Source organism: Nonomuraea coxensis DSM 45129, from assembly GCF_019397265.1.
Lineage (GTDB): Bacteria > Actinomycetota > Actinomycetes > Streptosporangiales > Streptosporangiaceae > Nonomuraea > Nonomuraea coxensis.
Map to the genome: position 1 here is coordinate 572,951 of NZ_CP068985.1, position 18,133 is coordinate 591,083.

Below are 18,133 nucleotides of genomic sequence, written 5' to 3' on the forward strand. Positions count from 1 at the left end.
TGATCCGTAACACCGCGCGACTGTGGACCGTGCTCATCCCCGCCCTTGCGCTGCTCTCGCTCGGGCTCTCCTGGGGCCGCGAACCGGCCGGTCCGCTCGTGATCCTCCTCGCGCTGCTCCTGGCCGGCGCCGTGCTCGCCGCCGTGCACCACGCCGAGGTCATCGCGCACCGCGTCGGCGAACCGTTCGGCTCGCTCGTGCTCGCCGTCGCCGTCACGGTGATCGAGGTGGCGCTCATCGTCAGCCTCATGATCTCCGGCGGTGACCAGACCTCCACGCTCGCCCGCGACACCGTCTTCGCGGCCGTGATGATCACCTGCAACGGCATCGTGGGACTGTCCCTGCTCACCGTCACGCTGAAACGGAAGACCGCGGAGTTCAACGCCGAGGGCACCGGCAAGGCGCTCGCCACGGTGGCCACGCTCAGCACGCTGAGCCTGGTCCTGCCGGCCTTCACCACGAGCGAGGGCGGGCCGGCCTTTTCCGGCCCGCAGCTCGGCTTCGCGGCGGTGGTCTCGCTCGCGCTGTACGGACTCTTCGTCATCACGCAGACCGTCCGCCACCGCGACTACTTCCTGCCGGTCGCCCGGGACGGCGCGCCCGTCGATCCAGAGGAGCACGCGCCCCGGCCCACCGGCCGCACCGCCCTGGCCAGCCTCGGCCTGCTGCTGGTCGCGCTGGTGTCGGTGGTCGGGCTGGCCAAGGTGGAGTCGCCGGTGATCGAGGCGGCGGTGTCGGCGGCCGGGCTGCCGCAGGCCGTCGTCGGCGTCGCCATCGCGCTGCTGGTCCTGCTCCCCGAGACCATCGCCGCCGTCCGGGCGGCCCGCCGCGACCAGGTCCAGATCAGCCTGAACCTGGCGCACGGCTCGGCCATGGCCAGCATCGGGCTGACCATCCCGACCATCGCGGTGGCCTCGATCTGGCTCGACGGGCCGCTGTTCCTGGGGCTCGGCGGCACGCACATGGTGCTGTTCGCGCTGACGGTCGTGGTCTCCACGCTCACCGTCGTGCCGGGGCGGGCCACGCTCATGCAGAGCGGGGTGCACCTGGTGCTGTTCGCGGCGTTCCTGTTCCTCGCGATCAGCCCCTGATCAGGCCCTTGCGCATCGCCCTGACCCCCAGGGCGAGGCCGGCCGCGGCGATCAGGCAGGCGGACGCGGTGCCGTACAGGACGGACGGGTCGGCGAGGTCGCCGGCGAACAGCGCCCGCTGCGCGTCCACGACGTACGTCACCGGATTCACCTGCCCGATCGCCCGCAGCCACGCCGGGGCGCTCTCCAGCGGCAGCAGCACGCCCGACAGCAGCAGCAACGGGAACAGGATCGACTGGCTGACCACGTAGAACAGCGTGCCGCCCGGGGCCGACCTGAGCGCCAGCACGAACGAGAACGCCCCGAGCCCCACCCCGAAGACCACGAGCTGGGCCAGCCCCGCGAGCACCCCGGCCGCGTGCAGCTCGAAGCCGAGCGGGATCGCCATCAGGATGATCAGCACGGCCTGGACCAGCAGCAGCACGAGAGCCTTGAGCGCCCGGCCGACCAGCATCGCGGTCCGGCTCAGCGGCGTCACCATCAGCCGTTCCATCGAGCCGCCGATCAGCTCCACCAGCAGCGAGTAGCCGGAGGACATGGGCCCGGTCAGGCACATCATCACGAGGATCCCCGGCACGAACCACTGCCACGACGAGCCGACGGCGCCGTCCAGCAGCGCCCCGAACAGGAACAGGAACAGCAGCGGCTGCCCCATCTCGAACACCAGCGCCACCGGATTGCGCAGCGCGGGCCGCACCTCGCGGGAGAAGACTGTGGCGGTGTCACGCAGGAATGTCGTCATCAGTGAGGCTTCTTCCGGTCAGGGCGAGGAACACGTCGTCAAGGGTGGGGCGGGAGGTCTCGGCCGTGACGACCTCGACCAGCTTCGCGTCGAGCGCGCGCAGGCACTCGGGCAGCGCGGCGGCCGCGTTGGGGACCCGCAGGCGCACGGTCGTGCCCTCCGCCGTGCCGCCGATGGTGGCGGCGGCCCGCGCGGCGTCGTCCGCGGTGGCGGTGGTGAGCGTGACGAGGTCGCCGGCCAGGTCGTTCTTGAGCTGTTCCGAGGTGCCGTCGGCGATGACCCGGCCGTTGTCGATGATCACCACCCGTTCGGCCATGGTGTCGGCCTCCTCCAGGTAGTGGGTGGTGAGGAACAGCGTCGTCCCGTACGCCTCGCGCAGCCGGAGGATGTGCTGCCAGATCTCGGCGCGGCTCTTCGGGTCGAGCCCGGTCGAGGGCTCGTCGAGGAAGAGCAGGTCGGGGCGGTGGACGAGACCGATGGCGAGGTCGAGGCGGCGGCGCTGGCCGCCGGAGAGCGTGCCCGGCGTCCGCTTGGCCAGCGGGGCCAGGTCGAGCAGGTCGAGCAGCTCGTCGGCGCGGGCGGCGGCCTCCCTGGGGCGGAGGCCGTAGCAGCGGCCCTGGGTCACCAGTTCGTCGCGGACGCGGAACTCCTCGCCGGCGCTGCCGCGCTGGCCGACGTAGCCGATGCGGGAACGCACGGCGGCCGGCTCCGCGGCCACGTCGTGCCCGGCGACCGTGGCGGTGCCGGAGGTCGGGGGCAGGAGGGTGGTGAGGATGCGGAGGGTGGTGGACTTTCCGGCGCCGTTCGGGCCGAGGAAGGCCGTGAGCTGTCCGGCCTCGACGTCGAGGTCGAGGCCGCGGACGGCCTCCACCTTCTCCTTCTTGACTCTGAACGTACGGGTCAGCGCCCGGGCATGGATCATGGCGGTCGGTCTCCTGCGGGCATGACGAAGAAACCCCTGGTCGGGGCTCGGTTGATCGGGATCGGCACCAGTTTGTGCAGGAAGAAGCGGCTTTGGCAAACGCGAACGTCACGTTCATGAACGGCCCTGACCTGCGGAAACACCACGTGTGACGAGGGGTCGCTGGAGGCGATTTCAGGGCCTCTGACGTGCGGTTTCCCGGCTCGGAGGCGCCGATTTCCGCCCGCCCCCCGCCGGGCCGCCCGCCGCGCCGCCCGGTGGGGGGCGGGCATGATGCGATTTATTGATATTTCTGGCCTTGCGAGGTTCTGTCAAACCTCGTAAGGATCACGCGCGTGAAACGTCTGGGGATTTCAGTGGTAATCGCGGCGTCGGGGATTATGGGGAGCTGCGGGACCGCGTCCGCGGCCGACGGGGTGGCCGGTGTCGACGTCAGCAACTGGACCGGCGAGATCGACTGGGCGAATGTGGCCGAAGGCGGCGGGAGATTCGCGTTCGTGCAGCTCACCGAGGGCACGAACGTCCGTAATCCGATATTCGACGCGCAGTTCGGCGGCGCCGCGACGGCCGGTCTGTATCGCGGGGCCTATCACTTCGCGCAACCGCATGAATCCGACGGGGCCGCGCAGGCCGACTATTTCCTGCAGAACGGCGGCGCCTGGATCGCGGACGGCCGCACCCTGCCGGGAGTGCTCGACGTCGAGGACAATCCCTACCGCGACAGGAACGGCAAGAACTCCTGTTACGACCTGTCCCCGAAGGACATGGTCGCCTGGCTGAAGGCGTTCACCCAGCGCTACAAGCAGCGCACCGGCCTCCAGGCGATCATCTACACCACCACGAGCTGGTGGCGGACGTGCACCGGCGACTCGGCGGCCTTCGCCGCCCACCCGCTGTGGCTGGCCCGCTGGGGCGCCGACCCGGGCGAGCTGCCGAAGAGCTGGACCTCCCACACCTTCTGGCAGTCGGCCGAGAAGGGGCCGCTCGCCGGCGGCGGCGACGTCTTCAACGGCACGGAGGACGACCTCAAGGCCCTGGCCAACCCGCCGGCCGAGATCTCGGTCGCGGCGGCGGCGCGCAGCCGCAAGGCGTACACGGTGACGCTCAGGAACACCGGCCCCTACCCGGTCACGAACGTCAAGGTCGCGGCCCGGACGTTCGGCGGGCAGCGGGTGGTCCGCGCGCCGGACGGCTGCCGGGTGAGCGGCACGGCGGTCCGCTGCACGGTCGCCGAGGTGGCGCGGGGGTCGAAGGTGACGCTGACGTTCACCACCGCGCCGCGCAGGGCGCGGGGGACGGTGGGCATGAACGTGACCGTCGGAACGACGAAGTTCACCATCAAAGTCCGATAAGGCACCATAAGCTCCGAAACCTGTTATTTCGGGGGATGGAGACGCGATGAGTCGGCGCCGCACGGCCCTGGCCCTGCCGGCGGCCCTGCTTCTCGTGCTGACCGTGGCCGCGTCCGTGCCGGTCTCGACCTGGACGCAGCCGCGCGTCGTGCGCCTGGCGTACGAGCTCGGGCGGCTCGGCGTCGTCTACTCGTGGGGCGGCGGCCACGCGGAACTCCCCGGGCCGTCCACCGGCACCTGCCAGGGCTACCAGGGCCGCATCCGGCCCTGCCCGGCCGCCCGCACGCGGGGACTGGACTGCTCGGGCTTCACCCGGTGGGTGTACGCCCTCGCGCACGGCCGCGACGTGCTCGGGCCGGGCAACACCGACGACCACGTACGCCGCCTGCACCGCGTGCCCTCCGCCCCCCGGCCCGGCGACCTCGTCTTCTTCGGCGTGATCGCCGGCGACACCGTACGGACCCACCACGTCGGCGTCTACCTGGGTGGCGACCTCATGATGAACGCCCCGGAGACCGGCGCGCGGGTCCGCGTCGACCGCCTCGCCGGCCGGAAGGACCTCGCCGGTTTCTACCGCTACTGAGGCACACGCCTGGGGCGGGCGGAAAATGAGAGACCCGGCGGCTACTCTGTGCGGCATGGAAAGGCGATGGGTCGGTCTCGACGGATACGAGGTCGTGGGCGCCGTGCGGGCCGGGCGTCAGGTGCTCCGGCTGCGCAGGCACGGCCGGCTGGTCGCCGACTGCTCGTCCGTGGCCGAGCTGGCCCGGCACCTCGATCTGGCCGACCTCTGCGAGGTCGTCGAGCTGCCCGCGCGCCGGCCCGAGCCGGAGAAGATCGTCGAGGCCCGGATCAGTTCGCGTCATCGCTGAGTGCCGTGTATGGTTACACCTGTCCGCAGCGCCGGACAGGCCCCTATAGCTCAGTCGGCAGAGCGTCTCCATGGTAAGGAGAAGGTCAACGGTTCGATTCCGTTTGGGGGCTCCAGTCTGACAAGGAAAAACGCCCGGTTCGAGGTCACTCGGAGCCGGGCGTTCGTGTTTTCGCGCCCTCAATACGCGGTCACTCGTCGACCTCGGTCGACACCGTGGCGGGGGCCGGGGCCTTGACGGACACCCGGCGGCCCCACGAGGTGAAGCGGGTGTCGATGGTCATCGTCTTGCCGTCGAAGGCCGAGATGTCGAAGACGCCGGTGGCGGCGTACGAGCTGGTCACCCTGGTGACCAGGCCCGCGCCGCTCAGCGTGAGGCGGTAGGAGACCTTCGTGTCGTCGTGGTAGCGCAGCGGGATCGAGGCCGCGAACCACGGCGAGACCTTGTCCAGCTCCTTGAAGGTGATCGTGCCGGTCAGCGCGTTCCCGGCCCGCTTGCCCTTCTTCACCAGCGCGGCCAGCGTGCCCGGCTCGACCGGGTTGATCACCTGGCCGTTGTAGCCGCCGCTGCCGTGCAGGCCGCCGACGCGATACCAGCGCTTGCCGGAGGGCAGCTTGTCCGCCCAGAGGCCGCCGGACAGATAGGAGGTCTTTCCGATGGTGATGACCCGCTCCGGGCCCATCCCCTGGAGTCCCTTGGCCGTGATGTCGGAGGCGGCGACCCCCTTCCTGCTGAACTGGAAGGTGCCGGTGCGGCGCTGCAGCACCTGCTTGTCCGAGCCGTCGACCAGGGTGGTGGTCTCGGTGAAGCGGACGCCGTGACCGGCGACGAGCTTGGCTTTCAGCGCGCGTACGGGGTCCTTGGGGGCCGCGGCCTGGGCGGGCAGAGGGGCCAGCAGCAGGGCGCCGCCGGCGGACAGGGTGATGATGATCATGCGTTTCATGGCAGGCGATCGTGCCAGTCCTTGATCACGAAAGTGTGCAGAGCGGGCCCCTGGCGGGAATAGGATTTCTGCTATCGGGGTTCCTGATGCATACTGGTTCCACCCTTGCCCGATCAGGTGCGTTACGACTCTGGTCGCCGCTTCGGGTATCCTCTACGGGGCCGGGTTCATACCGGCCCAAAGGCGGAGTAGCTCAGTCTGGCAGAGCAAACGGCTCATAATCGTTGTGTCGCCGGTTCAAGTCCGGCCTCCGCTACTGCCCAGCCCCAGGTCACCTGACCTGGGCACGGGTATGTCCATATCCCGAACGTAGAAAGGCACTCCCCAGTGGCTGCCACCGACGTTAGGCCGAAGATCACGCTGGCCTGCCAGGAGTGCAAGCACCGCAACTACATCACGCGGAAGAACCGGCGCAACGACCCGGATCGGCTTGAGCTGAAGAAGTACTGCCCCAACTGCCGCTGCCACCGCGCGCACCGCGAGACCCGATAACGGCTCGCCAGGGGGGCCACCCCAACCTCTGATCACGCACAACCGGCGTCCCGATCGCGGGCGCCGGTTTGTCGTGTGTGCGCACCGCTCGCGGTCGCGTAAAAACCCGTCCATCCGCGACGACAGCCGAACCTTGTTCTGTTACCGTCGGCCTCAGCAGCGCTCGGATGACGGACACGCGAGGGAGCACTGATGGCCTTGAACCGTGACTTCGTGGGCAGGACCTATCCGCCCAGCGCCCCTTACGAGGTCAGCCGGGTGAAGATCAGGGAGTTCGCCGCGGCGATCGGTGACGGCAACCCGCTCTACCGGGACCAGGCGGCGGCCCAGGCGGCCGGCTACCGCGACGTGATCGCGCCGCCCACGTTCCCCATCGTCTTCAGCCTCCAGAGCGGCGGCGAGGCGCTGGCCGACCCCGACCTCGGGCTCAACTTCGCCATGGTGGTCCACGGCGAGCAGCGCTTCGAGTACGTACGCCCGATCTGCGCCGGCGACCAGCTCGTCACCACCGCCACCATCACCGACATCCGCTCCGCGGGGCGCAACGAGCTGCTGACCGTGCGCAGCGAGGTCACGACCGTCGAGGGCGAGCCGGTCTGCGTCACCTACAACACGATCGTCGAGCGCGGAGGGGCGGGCTGATGGCTGCCACGGTGAAGTACGACGAGGTGGAGGTCGGGCAGGAGATCCCGGCCGTCGACTACAACGTGCGCCGGCTCAACCTGGTGATGTACGCCGGCGCCTCCGGCGACTTCAACCAGATCCACTGGAACGAGCGCTTCGCCAAGATGGTCGGGCTGCCCGACGTCATCGCGCACGGCATGTTCACGATGGCGCAGGCCGGGCGGTTCGTCACCGACTGGGCGGGCGATCCGGGCGCGGTGGTGGACTTCGGGGTGCGGTTCTCGTCCATGGTGGTCGTGCCGGACGACGACCAGGGCGCGACGATCTCGGTGAGCGGCGTCGTGGAGGAGAAGCTGGAGGACAAGCGGGTGGTCGTCGCGCTGACCGCGAAGGCCGGGGACGCCAAGGTGCTGTCGAAGGCGCGGGCGGTCGTCCAGCTCGCCTGACATTTCATGATAAGTCGGGCGGCGCTCGGGTACCCGTGTGCCTATGACTGAAGCTGCGCGACAGGTATGGCCCACGGTCCGGTCGATCCCCGTCTCCGCCGTGACCGACGCCAAGCCGCCCGGGCGGCTGCGACCGGCACGCCCGGAGCAGGTGGCGGGCGGCGCGGGAACGGGACGCGACACCGCGGGCGGCGCCGCCACCGGACACGACGGGGTAGGCGGCGGCGCTCCGCCGGCGACGGGCGTGGGCACGGCGGGCGCCCGCCCCCGGGGCACGCACGCCCGCCTCAACCCGGCCGCCGAGCTGGGCTTCTCCGGCGACCCCGAGCAGCACGGCGACCACGGCGACGAGCTCCTGCACGCCCAGCGCGTCTGGGACGCCACCCTGGCCACCAACCGGCTCGACGACGCCGGGCTGAACGCCGAACGCCAGCGCGTGGAGACCCAGGACGTCACGGCCGCCGTGAGCCTGCTGGTGGACGGCTGGCCGGAGGACGTACGCGCCTGCGTCGAGTCGCTGCTCGAGCACACGCACGTGAAGGTGCTCGCCCTGGACCTCGGCGACGTGGACGGCGCGGGCGACGTGCTGGCCGGGCTGGCCGAACGCCATCCGGAGCGCGTCACGCTCTGGCGGGTGGCCGAGCAGCCGCACTGGCGCGGCGGCACCGCGACCTGGGGCGAGAGCCGGGCCAAGCTGCTGCGCCTCGACGACTCCGAGGTGCACGTCCTCATGGAGACCTCTGTCGCGCTGCGCGGCGACGCGCTGACCCCGCTGCTCGCCGCCATCGCCGAGGGCGCGGCGGCGGCCGGCTGGCACGGCGCGGACCTCTACGACGACGGCCTGCGCGAGGCCGGCCCCGGCCGGGTGCGGGCGCTCACCGGCGAGATCGTCGCGGTGCGGCGGCAGGCGGCGCTCGGCGCGCTCCCCGAGGACGCGCACTACGCCCGCAACGCCGACCTGGCGCTCTCGCTCGGCCTGCGCGGCGAGCTGGTGGTGCCCGAGGGCACGCCGCCGATGGTGCGGCTGAACGCCCACGACGTGCCCGCCGACTACGCCGACCGCGAAGCCCGGCGCAACTACGACGACGCCCTGCGCCTGACCCGAAGGTGATCAGGCGGGACGTGCCGGGCATGGCGGGGGCCTCCTAAGCTAGTGGCCCATGGAGATGCTCGCGCCGTACACCACGCTGGGCCTGGGCGGCCCCGCCCGCGACTTCGCCGAAGCGACCACGGCGGAGCAACTCGTGTCCCTGGTCGCCGAGGCCGACGCGGCCGCCGTGCCCACGCTGGTGCTCGGCGGCGGCAGCAACGTCGTGGTGGCCGACGAGGGCTTCGACGGGCTCGTGGTGAAGGTGGCCACCCGCGGCCTGTCCTTCTCGCGCGACGGCGAGCAGATCGTCGTCACCGCCGAGGCGGGCGAGGACTGGGACACGCTGGTGCGGCGGGCCGTGGCCGAGGGCTGGTCCGGCATCGAGTGCATGTCCGGCGTCCCGGGCCTGGTCGGGTCCACGCCCATCCAGAACGTCGGCGCCTACGGGCAGGAGGTCGCCCACACCGTGCGGTGCGTACGCGCCTACGACCGGCGCACCCGGCACGTCGTCGACCTGGAGGCCAGGCAGTGCGGCTTCGCCTACCGCGACAGCATGTTCAAGCGCGACCCCGCCCGCTACGTCGTGCTGGCGGTGACGTACGCGCTGGAGCTGTCCGGCCGTTCCGGCCCCGTCCGCTACGAGGAGCTGGCCAGGCGACTGGACGTCGAGCCCGGCGGCCGGGTGCCGCTGGAGCGGGCCAGGGAGGCGGTGCTCGCGCTGCGGCGCGGCAAGGGCATGGTCCTCGACCCTGACGACCCCGACACCCGCAGCGCGGGCTCGTTCTTCACCAACCCGGTCCTCGGCCCGGAGGAGGCCGCCGAGCTGGCCGTCCGCGCCCCCGGCCACCCCGGCTGGGACCTGCCGGGCGGCGCGCGCAAGGTGCCGGCCGCCTGGCTCATCGAGCAGGCCGGCTTCCCGAAGGGCTACGCGCGCGGGCCCGTACGCATCTCCACCAAGCACACCCTGGCGCTGACCAACCCGTCCGGCGCCGCCACCGCCGCCGACCTGCTGGCGCTGGCCCGCGAGGTGCGCGACGGCGTACGCGAGAAGTTCGGCGTCACCCTGGTCAACGAGCCGGTCCTGGTCGGCTGCGCGCTGGGGGAATAGCAACCTTGGCGTTGCTGTTAAGGTGTGTTGGTAATACCGAAGGGGAGTAGTCCCAATCGCGTGGTCGACACACTGGCGCCGCTCGCGGCGCCCGGTCACGCGGGCCTTTCTTCGTGAGGCGGACGAGACCTTCGGCCTGGCAGTCAGTTCAGCACCGAACAAGACGCTGCCGGGCCGAAGTCGTCGTGCCCGAAATCCCCTGGCTCGTGCTTCCGGTCCGGTTCGCGCGGAAGAGGACCGTTGGAAGCGTTCTGGATCAGTCTCGTCGCCATCTTCGTGGCCGAGCTCGGCGACAAGAGCCAGCTCATGGCGATGACCTTCGCCACCCGGTTCAAGACCTCCACCGTGCTTCTGGGCATCACCATCGCGACGACCCTCGTGCACCTGGTGAGCGTCGCGGTGGGCGGCCTGCTCGGCAGCGCCCTCCCGACGACGGCCATCTCCATCGTGGCCGGCGTGGCGTTCCTCGGCTTCGCCGGGTGGACGCTGCGCGGCGACGAGCTGAGCGAGGAGGAGTCCAAGAAGGCTCAGCGCACCACCAGGAACGCGCTGATCGCGGTGACCGTGGCGTTCTTCCTGAGCGAGCTGGGCGACAAGACCATGCTGGCCACGATCACCCTGGCCACGCAGCACGGCTGGGTCGGCACCTGGATCGGCTCGACGGTCGGCATGGTGGCCGCCGACGCCCTCGCCATCCTGGTGGGCCGGATGCTCGGCCGCCACCTCCCCGAGAAGGCCATCCGCTACGGCGCCGCCGCCGCCTTCGCCGTCTTCGGCATCGTCCTCCTGGCCCAGGCCCTGATCTGACGGGCCGGCCGTGCGTGACTAACTTGCAGCTTACGCAAGTCCCGTCAATCACGGGCGTCGTCTCCTGCGTTCAGCAGCTCCGTGATGCCTTCCCGTAGCGCGGCGGCGTCGTTCCTCGTGCCCCAGGTGACGAGGTGGAGGGAGGAACGCAGGGACGCCGCGTACGTTTGCGCCGGCTCGCTGAACCCGTTCCTGGCGACGACCAGCAGCGCCGCAGGGACGGGGAACGAGTCCGCCACCCGCGCGTGCCATCCCATGAGCTCACGGAGGTGGCTCTCCTCCACCTTGCGCGTCAGCGCCACCACTTCGATGAAGACCATCTTGCTGGCGTTGCTGAAGACGAAGTCCACCTCTCTGGGTTCGTCGGGGAACAGGCGGCTTCCGCCCGCTTCGAAGACACGTCCGAGGTCATCCATCCGGCGAAGCGCCGCGAACACCTGGTGCTCGAACGCGAGCGCCTCCATGGAGTAGACGAAGCCCTCGCTGACCTGCTGCCCGCAAACCCGCGCCGCGCCGAACGCGAGCCCGACCGCGTGGCTCTGGTCGACCTCTACCAGCGTGCGTAGGCTCTGGACGGACCGCTCCTCGTCGCTCACCACGGTGGTCCGGCTCAGGGGAAAGCCCAGTTCGAGATCCAGCATGGCGGCCTGGACGAGCCTGTAGGCCTCCGCTCGCGAGGCTGCCAGGCGCGGCGGGACCGCGATCATCAGACGCCACTCGTCGGCTTCCACCAGGTGTGCCCACAGGGCGGTACTGACGGGGAAGCCCCGGTCGTTCAACTCCTGGAGCAGCCGGGCACCGCCGTCGATGTCTCGCTTCACCAGTTTCGTCTCACCCACGGAAGCACCCCATGTCCGCGTTGGCTGATGGCTTTGTAGAGGTTCCTCGCCTCGCTCTCGTTCCAGACCCTATAGCGGCTGCTTTCGTTCCAGTCCTTGACGATCGACCAGTTGGCGGCGAAGGCCGGATCGGAGCTTTCCTGTACGGCTAGCGCGCCCTTGAGGTCGGCCAGGTTGACGAGCTTGGCGAGGTCATGGGTGTGTCCGTCTTTGACGAGCTGAAGATCCGGCATGCAGTATTGGCGGAATTCGCGTGCGATGCACACCTTGAGTCCGCACTTAACTGCATATCCTGCCAAATAGTACGCTCCCGACCATTCTTTATGATCCAGCAGGATGCGTGCCTCGCGTATGCGCATCCGCGTGATCAGGCGGAAGTCCGCTGCCGATGCCAGTTCTGTTCCTTTCCCTTGCAGGCGTTGGAGAGCGTGTGCAGAGCCTCGATGAGTCCGGCCGGGTTGTGAAAGGCGAGTTGACTGAGGAGCTCTGCGAGGTAATCCGCCTCGCTCAACGCGAGGTCGAGCCACGCGGGCCTCAAATTCGAGATGGTGGGTCCGTATGTGATGCGGATGGACGGTTCAGCGGGTTGGGCGTGCCTGAGTTCTTCTTGACGGCACACAAGGGTCAGCAGATGAGTGGGGGTCGAAAAGTCCATCAATGCGCTGATGTGTTCTCGGCTGGTCTCTGTGATCGGATGGTGAATGCGGCACCATGTCAGGCGATCACACGGTCCCGAAGGTATATTTCTGTCCACGATCTGTCTCCTGATATCCGCAGGAAGTGGATCCAGGTCCCGTCGGGTGGTGGTGCACCGGGCGGGACCTACTATCGATACACAGTATCGATACTTCGTATCGGCAACGTTAGTCCCTGCCTCTCGGCGGCGCAACAGCCTTTCGATACCTTGTCGCGTATGGCGACTGACATCGACCCTTTGGATGCGCTCGCGGAGAGCACGCGCCGTTACCGCGAGACGGAGCGGGCGCACGAGAAGTCGCGTGACGCCGTGGTCGAATGCATCGTGACGGCGCTCAAGGCCGGCAAGCGTCCCACCGACGTGGCCGCGCGCTCGCCGTTCACCGACGCGTACGTACGGCGGCTGGCCAGGGAGAACGGGATCCAGGCACAACCACGTCGAAGAGGGTGACAGGGACGCCGCCGATCAGGGCGAGCCGGGCGGCCTGAGCCCGACTGGCGAAACTCTGGTCCGGCGGCGGGCCCGAGATCGAACAGCGTGGTCGGCCCGTTGATGCAGTCGCTGGCGGAGCGTCGTGTCGCGGGCACAATGCCGCTGTCGATCATGCGTACAGAGAGGCAGCCTCATGCCCCGTAGCCGCTGTCTGCGATGGTGCCTGGCCGCGCTGGTGATGTGCGTGCTGAGCTTCCTGTCCCTCTGGCTGCCGTACCTCTTCGAGGGGGACGGCGCTGCGGGCTGCGCCGGGCTACTACCCGCTGCCGTTCGGCTTGGCGGAGTTGTGGGACGACCTCCACTGGACGTGGCTCCGTCTGCGCGAGCCCGTGATCGAACACATGGTGGCCCTGAACGGCCTGCCCTCCGTGAGCGCGCTGCTGTCGACCCTCGTCGCCGCCTGGGCCAGGTGGCCGTTCAGTGCCGTGGTGGGGCTGCTCGCCGTTCTGGTCGTGGCGGTGGTCGCGCTCGACTGGGTGTTCATGGCCTTCTCGTACTTCACGCTGCTCGGCTGCGCGGGCTGGGAGGGACGGGTCCTGTGGATGCTGTGGCATCTGCTGCCGGTGGTCGGGTACGGGAGTGCGGTCGTTCTGCTGGTCGCGGGGATCCTGGCGCACCGGCGTACTCGGTGAGGACTGAGGGAAGCGCGGTGCCTCGGACGTCAGGGCTCATCGCCGTTCCTTGTGGTCGGCGTGGAGGAAGACGATGTCGAGGTCGCGGAGCCGGTCCGGGTCGGTGTCGATGGTGATGTGGGTGATCTTCCCGTTGCTCACGGTGAACGTGAAGACGGCCTTCGTCTGGCCGCGGTGCGACCAGACGGCCCCAGGAACGCCGTCGATCAAGGCGAGCCGCGCGGCCTGAGCTCGGCCCGCGAAGAACGACGCCACCGCGTGGGCGCCCCGGACCTCCAGGGCCACGGCGTCCGGATCGAGCAGGTCGAGCAGGGCGGCGAAGTCGCCGGTACGGGAGGCGGCGAGAAAGGCGGCGACGATGTCCCGCTTCGCCGACCGCGCGGCCTCGGACGCGTCCGCCGCGCCCTGCACCCGGCGCCGGGCGCGGCTGGCGAGTTGCCGGGCCGCGGCCGGGGAGCGGTCGATGATCTCGCCGATCTCGCCGAACGACACGGCGAAGACGTCGTGCAGGACGAACGCGAGCCGTTCGGCGGGCGTGAGCGTGTCCAGCACCACCATCAGCGCGACACCGACCGAATCCGCGAGCAGCGCCTCGTCCTCGGGGCCGGCCCGGCCGGCCGGACAGGTGTCCGGGGGCGGCTCGGGCGGCAGCGCGCCGGCCGAGTCCTCACGCCGGGACCGGCGTGCCTCAAGCATGTTGAGGCAGACCCGGGCCGTGATCGTGGTCAGCCAGCCGGCCAGGTTCTCCACCTGGCCGGTGTCGGCGCGGCTGACCCGCAGCCACGTCTCCTGCACCGCGTCCTCGGCCTCGCCGGGTGAGCCGAGCATCCGGTGGGCCACCGCGCGCAGGCGGTCCTGGTGCTCGGCGAACCGCTCGCTCAGCCAGTCCTGCTCGACCATGTGTCACATTCCTCCGTCTCGGCCTGTCATACGAAATGACCGGCGAATCCACGCTGATGTGACATCCGGCCCCATACGCTACGAACAAGGGGATACACCATGAAAGCGCACGTGAGCTCGATCCTGCTCGGCGTCCAGGACATGGAGCGGGCCAAGCGGTTCTACACGGACGGCCTCGGCTGGAAGATCAAGAACGACTACGGCATCTCGGTGTTCTTCGAGTCGGACGGAGCCTCGCCCGTCGGCTTCTACGGCCGCGACGGCCTGGCCGACATGGTGGGAACGAGCCGGGACGGCAGCGGCTTCGGCGGGCTTGTCCTCACCTACGTCGTCCGCAGCGAGGCCCGGGTCGACGAGATCATGGCCGAGGCCGAGAAGGCCGGCGCCACCGTGCTCAAGCCCGCCGGTGCTCTGCCGTGGGGCGGCTACGGCGGCACCTTCGCCGACCCGGACGGCTACATCTGGAGCCTCGGCTACAGCGCCCAGGGCAAGGACCAGCCGTACGCGGAGTAGCCCGTCAAGGACCACGTCGTGAAGTTCCGCGCCCTCGCCGAGCCGCCCGAACCCATACGAGGGCTGGAAGTCCGCCCGAGGTAGTGGACGTGCTCGGCGCAGCCGCCACCTGCTCGGCCTCAGAAAGGCCGGCCGGGCGGCGCCGGTGTAGCGACCGGTGACGAGGTCGGTGTCGAGCTGGAGCTCGACACCGAGCCGCGCGTAGTCGCCGAGCCCCCTGACCTCGCCCCGAGCCCTGGACGTCAGTGGCCTTGCACGTCGAAGACGACCTTGGAGAAGTCGCGGGCAGCGAGGTGGTCCCGGCGTACGCCCCAGATGATGTGCGCCCCGTCTCCCCAGATCATGTGGTCCGTCTCGTCCAGTTGCAGGAGCAGCACCCACTGGCGGGCCTCGGCGTAGAACGACTCCTCGCCGTACCAGCCCGCGCCCTGACGTTCGGCGGCAACGGCCTCGAACGGCACCTGCAGAACCATGGCGTGGCCGCCGACCTGGTGCCGTGAGCCATGGTGGCGCCGCTCGTACTCGCCGACCACTTCCATGAACTCCCGGCCGTCCGACACCTGCCTCCACACCGCCTCGAACGCCGCCAAATCGCCGCCGAAGGCTTCAGCGAGCTCCGGCTGGACATTGTCCGGCCAGGTGAGTACGGTTCGCGCGGTGAGCGGCTCCTCCGGATGAGCCCAGCCTTCGGACCGCCGGAGCGTGGGCGTCCCGGCGGGCACATGGATCACGGCATCGCCGTCGCCCTCGAACTCGACGAAGAACAGCAGCGCGCCATCCTCGGGCAGCTCGATGTCGACCTCGTAGGCGGCGAGGCGCGCGCAGTCGAGGGTGGCCACGAGCGACAGCGGCCGCGCACTCGGACCGACCGGCCAAGGCACACCTTCCGGCAGGTCCGCGGCTCCACCCAGCCGCCCGACCACCGGCTGGTCATCCTGGGCGACGGACAGCTGGATCGCCGGACGCAACAGCGCGAGCAGTTGGTCGGCGGTGCCGGCGGGCAGATGGGCCCGGGCGAGGTCGGCGAAGGTCGTCATGCTCGGAGATCGTGCCACTGTGCACCGACATCCAGTCCCCTTGGCGAGGTTTGTCCAGGTAGCGGAGCTCTCGGGAGCGCCACATCGGAAACTGTCTCCGGCTGTTGTTCGGTGAATCCACATCTTCCGTCGTCAGCGGAGTTAGGATTTTTCCCGAACGTCGAGGGACATGGAGAGCACCAATGGAGGCGGGACCACAGCCACGGAATGAGGTCGAGCTCTTGCGAGCCGGAATGGCCGTGCTGGGTGACCGGCTGCCAGCCGGATGGGACCTCCAACCTCTGAGCCTACGAGCTCCCGATGTCCGCTTCGGCGCTCTGTGGAAGGTGACAGCACCGGATGGAACCTCGGTCGTGCTGGTGGTGGAAGTCAAGCGCGTGGTGGAGAGACGCGACACGGCCGCGCTGCGCCAGCAGCTGAACGCGGCGGTGGATGAGCATCCCGGCGGCCATGCGGTTGTCGTCTCCCGCTACCTGTCGCCGCCCGTGCGCGAACGGCTGTCGGCGGCCGGCCTGTCCTACATAGACGCGACAGGGAACATCACCCTGAATGTCTCCCGGCCCGGTCTCTACATCGCGGACCGAGGGGCCGACCATGACCCGTGGCGCGGTCCTGGGAGACCGCGCGGAACGTTGAAGGGCGCTCCCGCAGCGAAGATCGTACGTGCGCTGCTGGACCACGAGAGATCGTGGGCGATCCGTGAGCTGATCGACGTCGCTGAGGTGTCCACTGGGTCGACCTACCGGGTGATCGAGTTTCTGGAGGGTGAGAACCTGGCAAGTCGGACGAGCTCGGGTGCAGTCGTAGTTCCCGACTGGATTGCGCTGCTGCGGCGTTGGAGCGAGGACTACGGATTCGTACGAAGCAGCCGCGTCACACGGTGGATAGCACCGAGAGGCCTGCCCAACCTCATACGGCGGGCGGTCGACAACCCCACCCGGTACGCCGTGACCGGGACCCTGGCCGCAGCCAACTGGGCTCCCTATGCTCCAGCCCGCTCCGCCATGATCTACACGTCGGACGCTGAGCACACCGCGGGACTCTGGGAACTTCGCCCTGCTGATGCCGGCGCGAACGTGATGTTGGCCGAGCCTGAGAGCGACGTCGTCTTCACTCGCACCCTTACCGACACTTCCGGTCTCACGATCGCAGCACCGCCCCAAGTCGCCGTCGATCTGATGACAGGTCCTGGACGCAGCCCCTCTGAAGCCGAAGAACTCATCGAATGGATGGCGCGACATGAATCCGCCTGGCGTAAGCAGTAGCGACATCCTCGTCCGATCTCGGTCCGCGCTTCTCGACGCATTGGCCGCGCTGGACGCCCATCGCGACGCCGTAATCGTGATCGGAGCACAGGCCGTCTACCTGCGGACTGCACGAAGCCCTGTCGCCCTCGCCGAAACGACCAAGGACAGCGATCTCGCACTGGACCCGAGAGTCCTGGAGGACGATCCGCTTCTGGAACGATGCATGGGCCGGGCGGGGTTCTACCGCGACCCCCTGGGGGGACAACCCGGAGCCTGGCTGAACCCCGCGGGCATACCTGTCGATCTGATGGTGCCCGAGGCACTTGCCGGAGCAGGTACGAAGAACACGCGCGGAGCCCGCATCCCTCCGCATGATCGCCGTGCCACCCGACGTGCTCGAGGTCTCGAAGCCGCTGTCGTCGACAATACGCTGATGGACGTCACCGCCCTTGACTCGGCCGATACCCGCGTATATGGAGTCAGGGTCGCCGGGCCTGCGGCTTTGCTGGTGGCGAAGCTCCACAAGATCGCCGAACGGGTCGCGGTCCCCCACCGGCTGAATGACAAGGACGCACACGACATGTACCGCATCCTCATCGACGCCGATACCGCGGAACTGGCCGCCACGTTCAGGCTCCTGGCTCATGACCCCATCAGCGGCGAGGTCACCGAGCAGGCCGTCGAACATTTGGCGACGCTGTTCGCGACAGGACCGGACGCGCTCGGCTCGATGATGGCCGGACGCGCGGAGGAGGGAATCGGCGAGCCCGAGACGGTCGCTCTGGCAACGTCTCTGCTGGCCGCCGATCTTGTGCAGGCATTGGAACGAACCTGAGCCCTCCGGCGACTTCACAGGGGGCTCGACCTCGACTGCGGGTCTGGCTCTCTCCAGGCACGACCACATCGAAAGGGTGACAGGCGGTATGGAGATCTGGATCAATCCGGGGTGTTCGAAGTGCCGGGCGGCGTTGTCGGTGCTGGACGCGGAGGCGGCCGACTACACCGTTCGCCGGTATCTCGATGATCCGCCGAGCGCGGAGGAGATCCGGGACGTGCTCGGGCGGCTGGGGCTGGAGCCGTGGGACATCGCGAGGACCGGGGAGGCGGTGGCGGTGGAGCTTGGCATGGGGGCGTGGCCGAAGGACGCCGGGGCGCGGGAACGGTGGGTCGAGGCGTTGGCGGCGCATCCGATCCTCATCCAGCGGCCGATCATCACCGCCGACGACGGCACGGCGGTGGTGGGGCGGAGCGAGGAGGCCGTACGGTCCGTGCTGCCCCCGGAGTGAG

24 protein-coding genes and 2 tRNA genes are annotated in these 18,133 nt (G+C 69.4%); 18 read left to right on the top strand and 8 right to left on the bottom strand.

The window, feature by feature from the left end; all coding sequences use genetic code 11:
* Positions 1–29: 29 nt before the first annotated feature.
* Entirely contained in the window at positions 30–1,091 is a 1,062-nt protein-coding gene (locus Nocox_RS02890; RefSeq protein ID WP_020543370.1) for a calcium:cation antiporter, read from the top strand.
* On the opposite strand, the gene Nocox_RS02895 is transcribed toward Nocox_RS02890, so the two are convergent.
* Together Nocox_RS02895 and Nocox_RS02900 are read right to left on the bottom strand one after the other, a co-directional pair.
* Entirely contained in the window at positions 1,081–1,833 is a 753-nt protein-coding gene (locus Nocox_RS02895; RefSeq protein WP_020543371.1) for an ABC transporter permease, read from the bottom strand. The two genes, Nocox_RS02890 and Nocox_RS02895, sit on opposite strands and share 11 nt — an antisense overlap.
* Complete coding sequence (locus tag Nocox_RS02900; protein WP_020543372.1) at positions 1,814–2,755, bottom strand: ATP-binding cassette domain-containing protein; 942 nt, start codon at positions 2,753–2,755, stop codon at positions 1,814–1,816. Before Nocox_RS02900 ends, Nocox_RS02895 begins: the two co-directional genes overlap by 20 nt.
* A gap of 380 nt (positions 2,756–3,135) precedes the next feature.
* Between Nocox_RS02900 and Nocox_RS02905 the strand changes: the two genes are divergently transcribed.
* The 4 genes from Nocox_RS02905 to Nocox_RS02920 all read left to right on the top strand — a co-directional run bounded on the left by Nocox_RS02905 (position 3,136) and on the right by Nocox_RS02920 (position 5,094).
* The gene (locus Nocox_RS02905; RefSeq protein WP_020543373.1) at positions 3,136–4,107 is read left to right on the top strand and encodes a GH25 family lysozyme; all 972 of its coding nucleotides are present in this window, start codon (positions 3,136–3,138) and stop codon (positions 4,105–4,107) included.
* A gap of 46 nt (positions 4,108–4,153) precedes the next feature.
* Complete coding sequence (locus Nocox_RS02910; RefSeq protein ID WP_020543374.1) at positions 4,154–4,690, top strand: C40 family peptidase; 537 nt, start codon at positions 4,154–4,156, stop codon at positions 4,688–4,690.
* 55 nt (positions 4,691–4,745) lie between these two features.
* The gene (locus tag Nocox_RS02915; protein ID WP_020543375.1) at positions 4,746–4,979 is read left to right on the top strand and encodes a hypothetical protein; all 234 of its coding nucleotides are present in this window, start codon (positions 4,746–4,748) and stop codon (positions 4,977–4,979) included.
* A gap of 39 nt (positions 4,980–5,018) precedes the next feature.
* Positions 5,019–5,094 (top strand) — tRNA-Thr (locus Nocox_RS02920).
* 75 nt (positions 5,095–5,169) lie between these two features.
* Here Nocox_RS02920 and Nocox_RS02925 read toward each other — a convergent pair.
* The gene (locus tag Nocox_RS02925) at positions 5,170–5,922 is read right to left on the bottom strand and encodes a hypothetical protein (protein WP_157383069.1); all 753 of its coding nucleotides are present in this window, start codon (positions 5,920–5,922) and stop codon (positions 5,170–5,172) included.
* Between the two features lie 182 nt (positions 5,923–6,104).
* On the opposite strand from Nocox_RS02925, the gene Nocox_RS02930 reads away from it, so the two are divergent.
* The 7 genes from Nocox_RS02930 (at position 6,105) to Nocox_RS02960 (ending at position 10,489) form a co-directional block, all read left to right on the top strand.
* A tRNA-Met gene (locus Nocox_RS02930) sits at positions 6,105–6,178 on the top strand.
* A 71-nt stretch (positions 6,179–6,249) separates the two neighbouring features.
* Complete coding sequence (gene rpmG / locus Nocox_RS02935; protein WP_019632658.1) at positions 6,250–6,414, top strand: 50S ribosomal protein L33; 165 nt, start codon at positions 6,250–6,252, stop codon at positions 6,412–6,414.
* 192 nt (positions 6,415–6,606) lie between these two features.
* Positions 6,607–7,056: a MaoC family dehydratase N-terminal domain-containing protein gene (locus Nocox_RS02940; RefSeq protein WP_020543377.1), complete on the top strand. Its 450-nt coding sequence runs from the start codon at positions 6,607–6,609 to the stop codon at positions 7,054–7,056.
* Complete coding sequence (locus Nocox_RS02945; protein WP_020543378.1) at positions 7,056–7,484, top strand: MaoC family dehydratase; 429 nt, start codon at positions 7,056–7,058, stop codon at positions 7,482–7,484. Before Nocox_RS02940 ends, Nocox_RS02945 begins: the two co-directional genes overlap by 1 nt.
* A 100-nt stretch (positions 7,485–7,584) precedes the next feature.
* A complete protein-coding gene (locus tag Nocox_RS02950; RefSeq protein ID WP_020543379.1) occupies positions 7,585–8,595 on the top strand; it encodes a hypothetical protein in 1,011 nt (336 codons plus the stop codon).
* A gap of 49 nt (positions 8,596–8,644) precedes the next feature.
* The gene (locus Nocox_RS02955; protein WP_026214370.1) at positions 8,645–9,682 is read left to right on the top strand and encodes a UDP-N-acetylmuramate dehydrogenase; all 1,038 of its coding nucleotides are present in this window, start codon (positions 8,645–8,647) and stop codon (positions 9,680–9,682) included.
* A 240-nt stretch (positions 9,683–9,922) separates the two neighbouring features.
* On the top strand, positions 9,923–10,489 hold the full coding sequence (locus Nocox_RS02960; protein ID WP_020543381.1) for a TMEM165/GDT1 family protein: 567 nt from the start codon (positions 9,923–9,925) through the stop codon (positions 10,487–10,489).
* A 44-nt stretch (positions 10,490–10,533) separates the two neighbouring features.
* Here the strand turns inward: Nocox_RS02960 and Nocox_RS02965 are convergent, their stop codons facing one another.
* From Nocox_RS02965 to Nocox_RS02975, 3 genes are read right to left on the bottom strand one after another with little or no spacing between them, the layout of a single operon-like run.
* Positions 10,534–11,328: a hypothetical protein gene (locus Nocox_RS02965; protein ID WP_157383070.1), complete on the bottom strand. Its 795-nt coding sequence runs from the start codon at positions 11,326–11,328 to the stop codon at positions 10,534–10,536.
* A complete protein-coding gene (locus Nocox_RS02970; protein WP_033409119.1) occupies positions 11,307–11,687 on the bottom strand; it encodes a hypothetical protein in 381 nt (126 codons plus the stop codon). The genes Nocox_RS02965 and Nocox_RS02970 overlap by 22 nt, the downstream gene beginning before the upstream one ends.
* 8 nt (positions 11,688–11,695) lie before the next feature.
* A complete protein-coding gene (locus tag Nocox_RS02975) occupies positions 11,696–11,983 on the bottom strand; it encodes a hypothetical protein (RefSeq protein WP_157383071.1) in 288 nt (95 codons plus the stop codon).
* Positions 11,984–12,241: 258 nt separating this feature from the next.
* On the opposite strand from Nocox_RS02975, the gene Nocox_RS02980 reads away from it, so the two are divergent.
* Both Nocox_RS02980 and Nocox_RS02985 read left to right on the top strand, forming a co-directional pair.
* Positions 12,242–12,475, top strand: coding sequence for a hypothetical protein (locus Nocox_RS02980; protein ID WP_157383072.1), 234 nt, complete (start codon positions 12,242–12,244; stop codon positions 12,473–12,475).
* Between the two features lie 317 nt (positions 12,476–12,792).
* A complete protein-coding gene (locus tag Nocox_RS02985; RefSeq protein ID WP_169577037.1) occupies positions 12,793–13,149 on the top strand; it encodes a hypothetical protein in 357 nt (118 codons plus the stop codon).
* Positions 13,150–13,185: 36 nt separating this feature from the next.
* On the opposite strand, the gene Nocox_RS02990 is transcribed toward Nocox_RS02985, so the two are convergent.
* A complete protein-coding gene (locus tag Nocox_RS02990; RefSeq protein WP_020543386.1) occupies positions 13,186–14,049 on the bottom strand; it encodes a sigma-70 family RNA polymerase sigma factor in 864 nt (287 codons plus the stop codon).
* 99 nt (positions 14,050–14,148) lie between these two features.
* Between Nocox_RS02990 and Nocox_RS02995 the strand changes: the two genes are divergently transcribed.
* Positions 14,149–14,562: a VOC family protein gene (locus Nocox_RS02995; RefSeq protein WP_026214372.1), complete on the top strand. Its 414-nt coding sequence runs from the start codon at positions 14,149–14,151 to the stop codon at positions 14,560–14,562.
* A 242-nt stretch (positions 14,563–14,804) separates the two neighbouring features.
* Here Nocox_RS02995 and Nocox_RS03000 read toward each other — a convergent pair whose 3' ends face one another.
* Positions 14,805–15,599 (bottom strand): YwqG family protein, encoded by a 795-nt coding sequence (locus Nocox_RS03000; RefSeq protein ID WP_020543388.1) that lies wholly within the window; start codon positions 15,597–15,599, stop codon positions 14,805–14,807.
* 326 nt (positions 15,600–15,925) lie between these two features.
* On the opposite strand from Nocox_RS03000, the gene Nocox_RS03005 reads away from it, so the two are divergent.
* The 3 genes from Nocox_RS03005 (at position 15,926) to Nocox_RS03015 (ending at position 18,132) form a co-directional block, all read left to right on the top strand.
* Positions 15,926–16,864 carry a hypothetical protein gene (locus tag Nocox_RS03005; protein WP_246649734.1) on the top strand — a complete coding sequence of 313 codons (939 nt, stop codon included), beginning with the start codon at positions 15,926–15,928 and terminating at the stop codon, positions 16,862–16,864.
* Complete coding sequence (locus Nocox_RS03010) at positions 16,839–17,681, top strand: hypothetical protein (RefSeq protein WP_033409122.1); 843 nt, start codon at positions 16,839–16,841, stop codon at positions 17,679–17,681. The genes Nocox_RS03005 and Nocox_RS03010 overlap by 26 nt, the downstream gene beginning before the upstream one ends.
* An 88-nt stretch (positions 17,682–17,769) precedes the next feature.
* Complete coding sequence (locus Nocox_RS03015; RefSeq protein ID WP_020543391.1) at positions 17,770–18,132, top strand: arsenate reductase family protein; 363 nt, start codon at positions 17,770–17,772, stop codon at positions 18,130–18,132.
* The last annotated feature ends 1 nt before the right edge of the window (position 18,133 follow it).

Bases quoted from the DNA above. Each gene is read 5' to 3' on its own strand.
- Nocox_RS02895 (WP_020543371.1), bottom strand. From the start codon at position 1,833: ATGACGACATTCCTGCGTGACACCGCCACAGTCTTCTCCCGCGAGGTG.
- Nocox_RS02995 (WP_026214372.1), top strand. From the start codon at position 14,149: ATGAAAGCGCACGTGAGCTCGATCCTGCTCGGCGTCCAGGACATGGAG.
- Nocox_RS02970 (WP_033409119.1), bottom strand. From the start codon at position 11,687: ATGCGCATACGCGAGGCACGCATCCTGCTGGATCATAAAGAATGGTCG.
- Nocox_RS02945 (WP_020543378.1), top strand. From the start codon at position 7,056: ATGGCTGCCACGGTGAAGTACGACGAGGTGGAGGTCGGGCAGGAGATC.
- Nocox_RS02900 (WP_020543372.1), bottom strand. From the start codon at position 2,755: ATGATCCATGCCCGGGCGCTGACCCGTACGTTCAGAGTCAAGAAGGAG.
- Nocox_RS02940 (WP_020543377.1), top strand. From the start codon at position 6,607: ATGGCCTTGAACCGTGACTTCGTGGGCAGGACCTATCCGCCCAGCGCC.
- Nocox_RS02975 (WP_157383071.1), bottom strand. From the start codon at position 11,983: ATGGACTTTTCGACCCCCACTCATCTGCTGACCCTTGTGTGCCGTCAA.
- Nocox_RS03015 (WP_020543391.1), top strand. From the start codon at position 17,770: ATGGAGATCTGGATCAATCCGGGGTGTTCGAAGTGCCGGGCGGCGTTG.
- Nocox_RS02910 (WP_020543374.1), top strand. From the start codon at position 4,154: ATGAGTCGGCGCCGCACGGCCCTGGCCCTGCCGGCGGCCCTGCTTCTC.
- Nocox_RS02905 (WP_020543373.1), top strand. From the start codon at position 3,136: ATGGGGAGCTGCGGGACCGCGTCCGCGGCCGACGGGGTGGCCGGTGTC.
- Nocox_RS03010 (WP_033409122.1), top strand. From the start codon at position 16,839: ATGAATCCGCCTGGCGTAAGCAGTAGCGACATCCTCGTCCGATCTCGG.
- Nocox_RS02925 (WP_157383069.1), bottom strand. From the start codon at position 5,922: ATGAAACGCATGATCATCATCACCCTGTCCGCCGGCGGCGCCCTGCTG.
- Nocox_RS03000 (WP_020543388.1), bottom strand. From the start codon at position 15,599: ATGACGACCTTCGCCGACCTCGCCCGGGCCCATCTGCCCGCCGGCACC.
- Nocox_RS02990 (WP_020543386.1), bottom strand. From the start codon at position 14,049: ATGGTCGAGCAGGACTGGCTGAGCGAGCGGTTCGCCGAGCACCAGGAC.
- Nocox_RS02955 (WP_026214370.1), top strand. From the start codon at position 8,645: ATGGAGATGCTCGCGCCGTACACCACGCTGGGCCTGGGCGGCCCCGCC.
- Nocox_RS02980 (WP_157383072.1), top strand. From the start codon at position 12,242: ATGGCGACTGACATCGACCCTTTGGATGCGCTCGCGGAGAGCACGCGC.
- Nocox_RS02915 (WP_020543375.1), top strand. From the start codon at position 4,746: ATGGAAAGGCGATGGGTCGGTCTCGACGGATACGAGGTCGTGGGCGCC.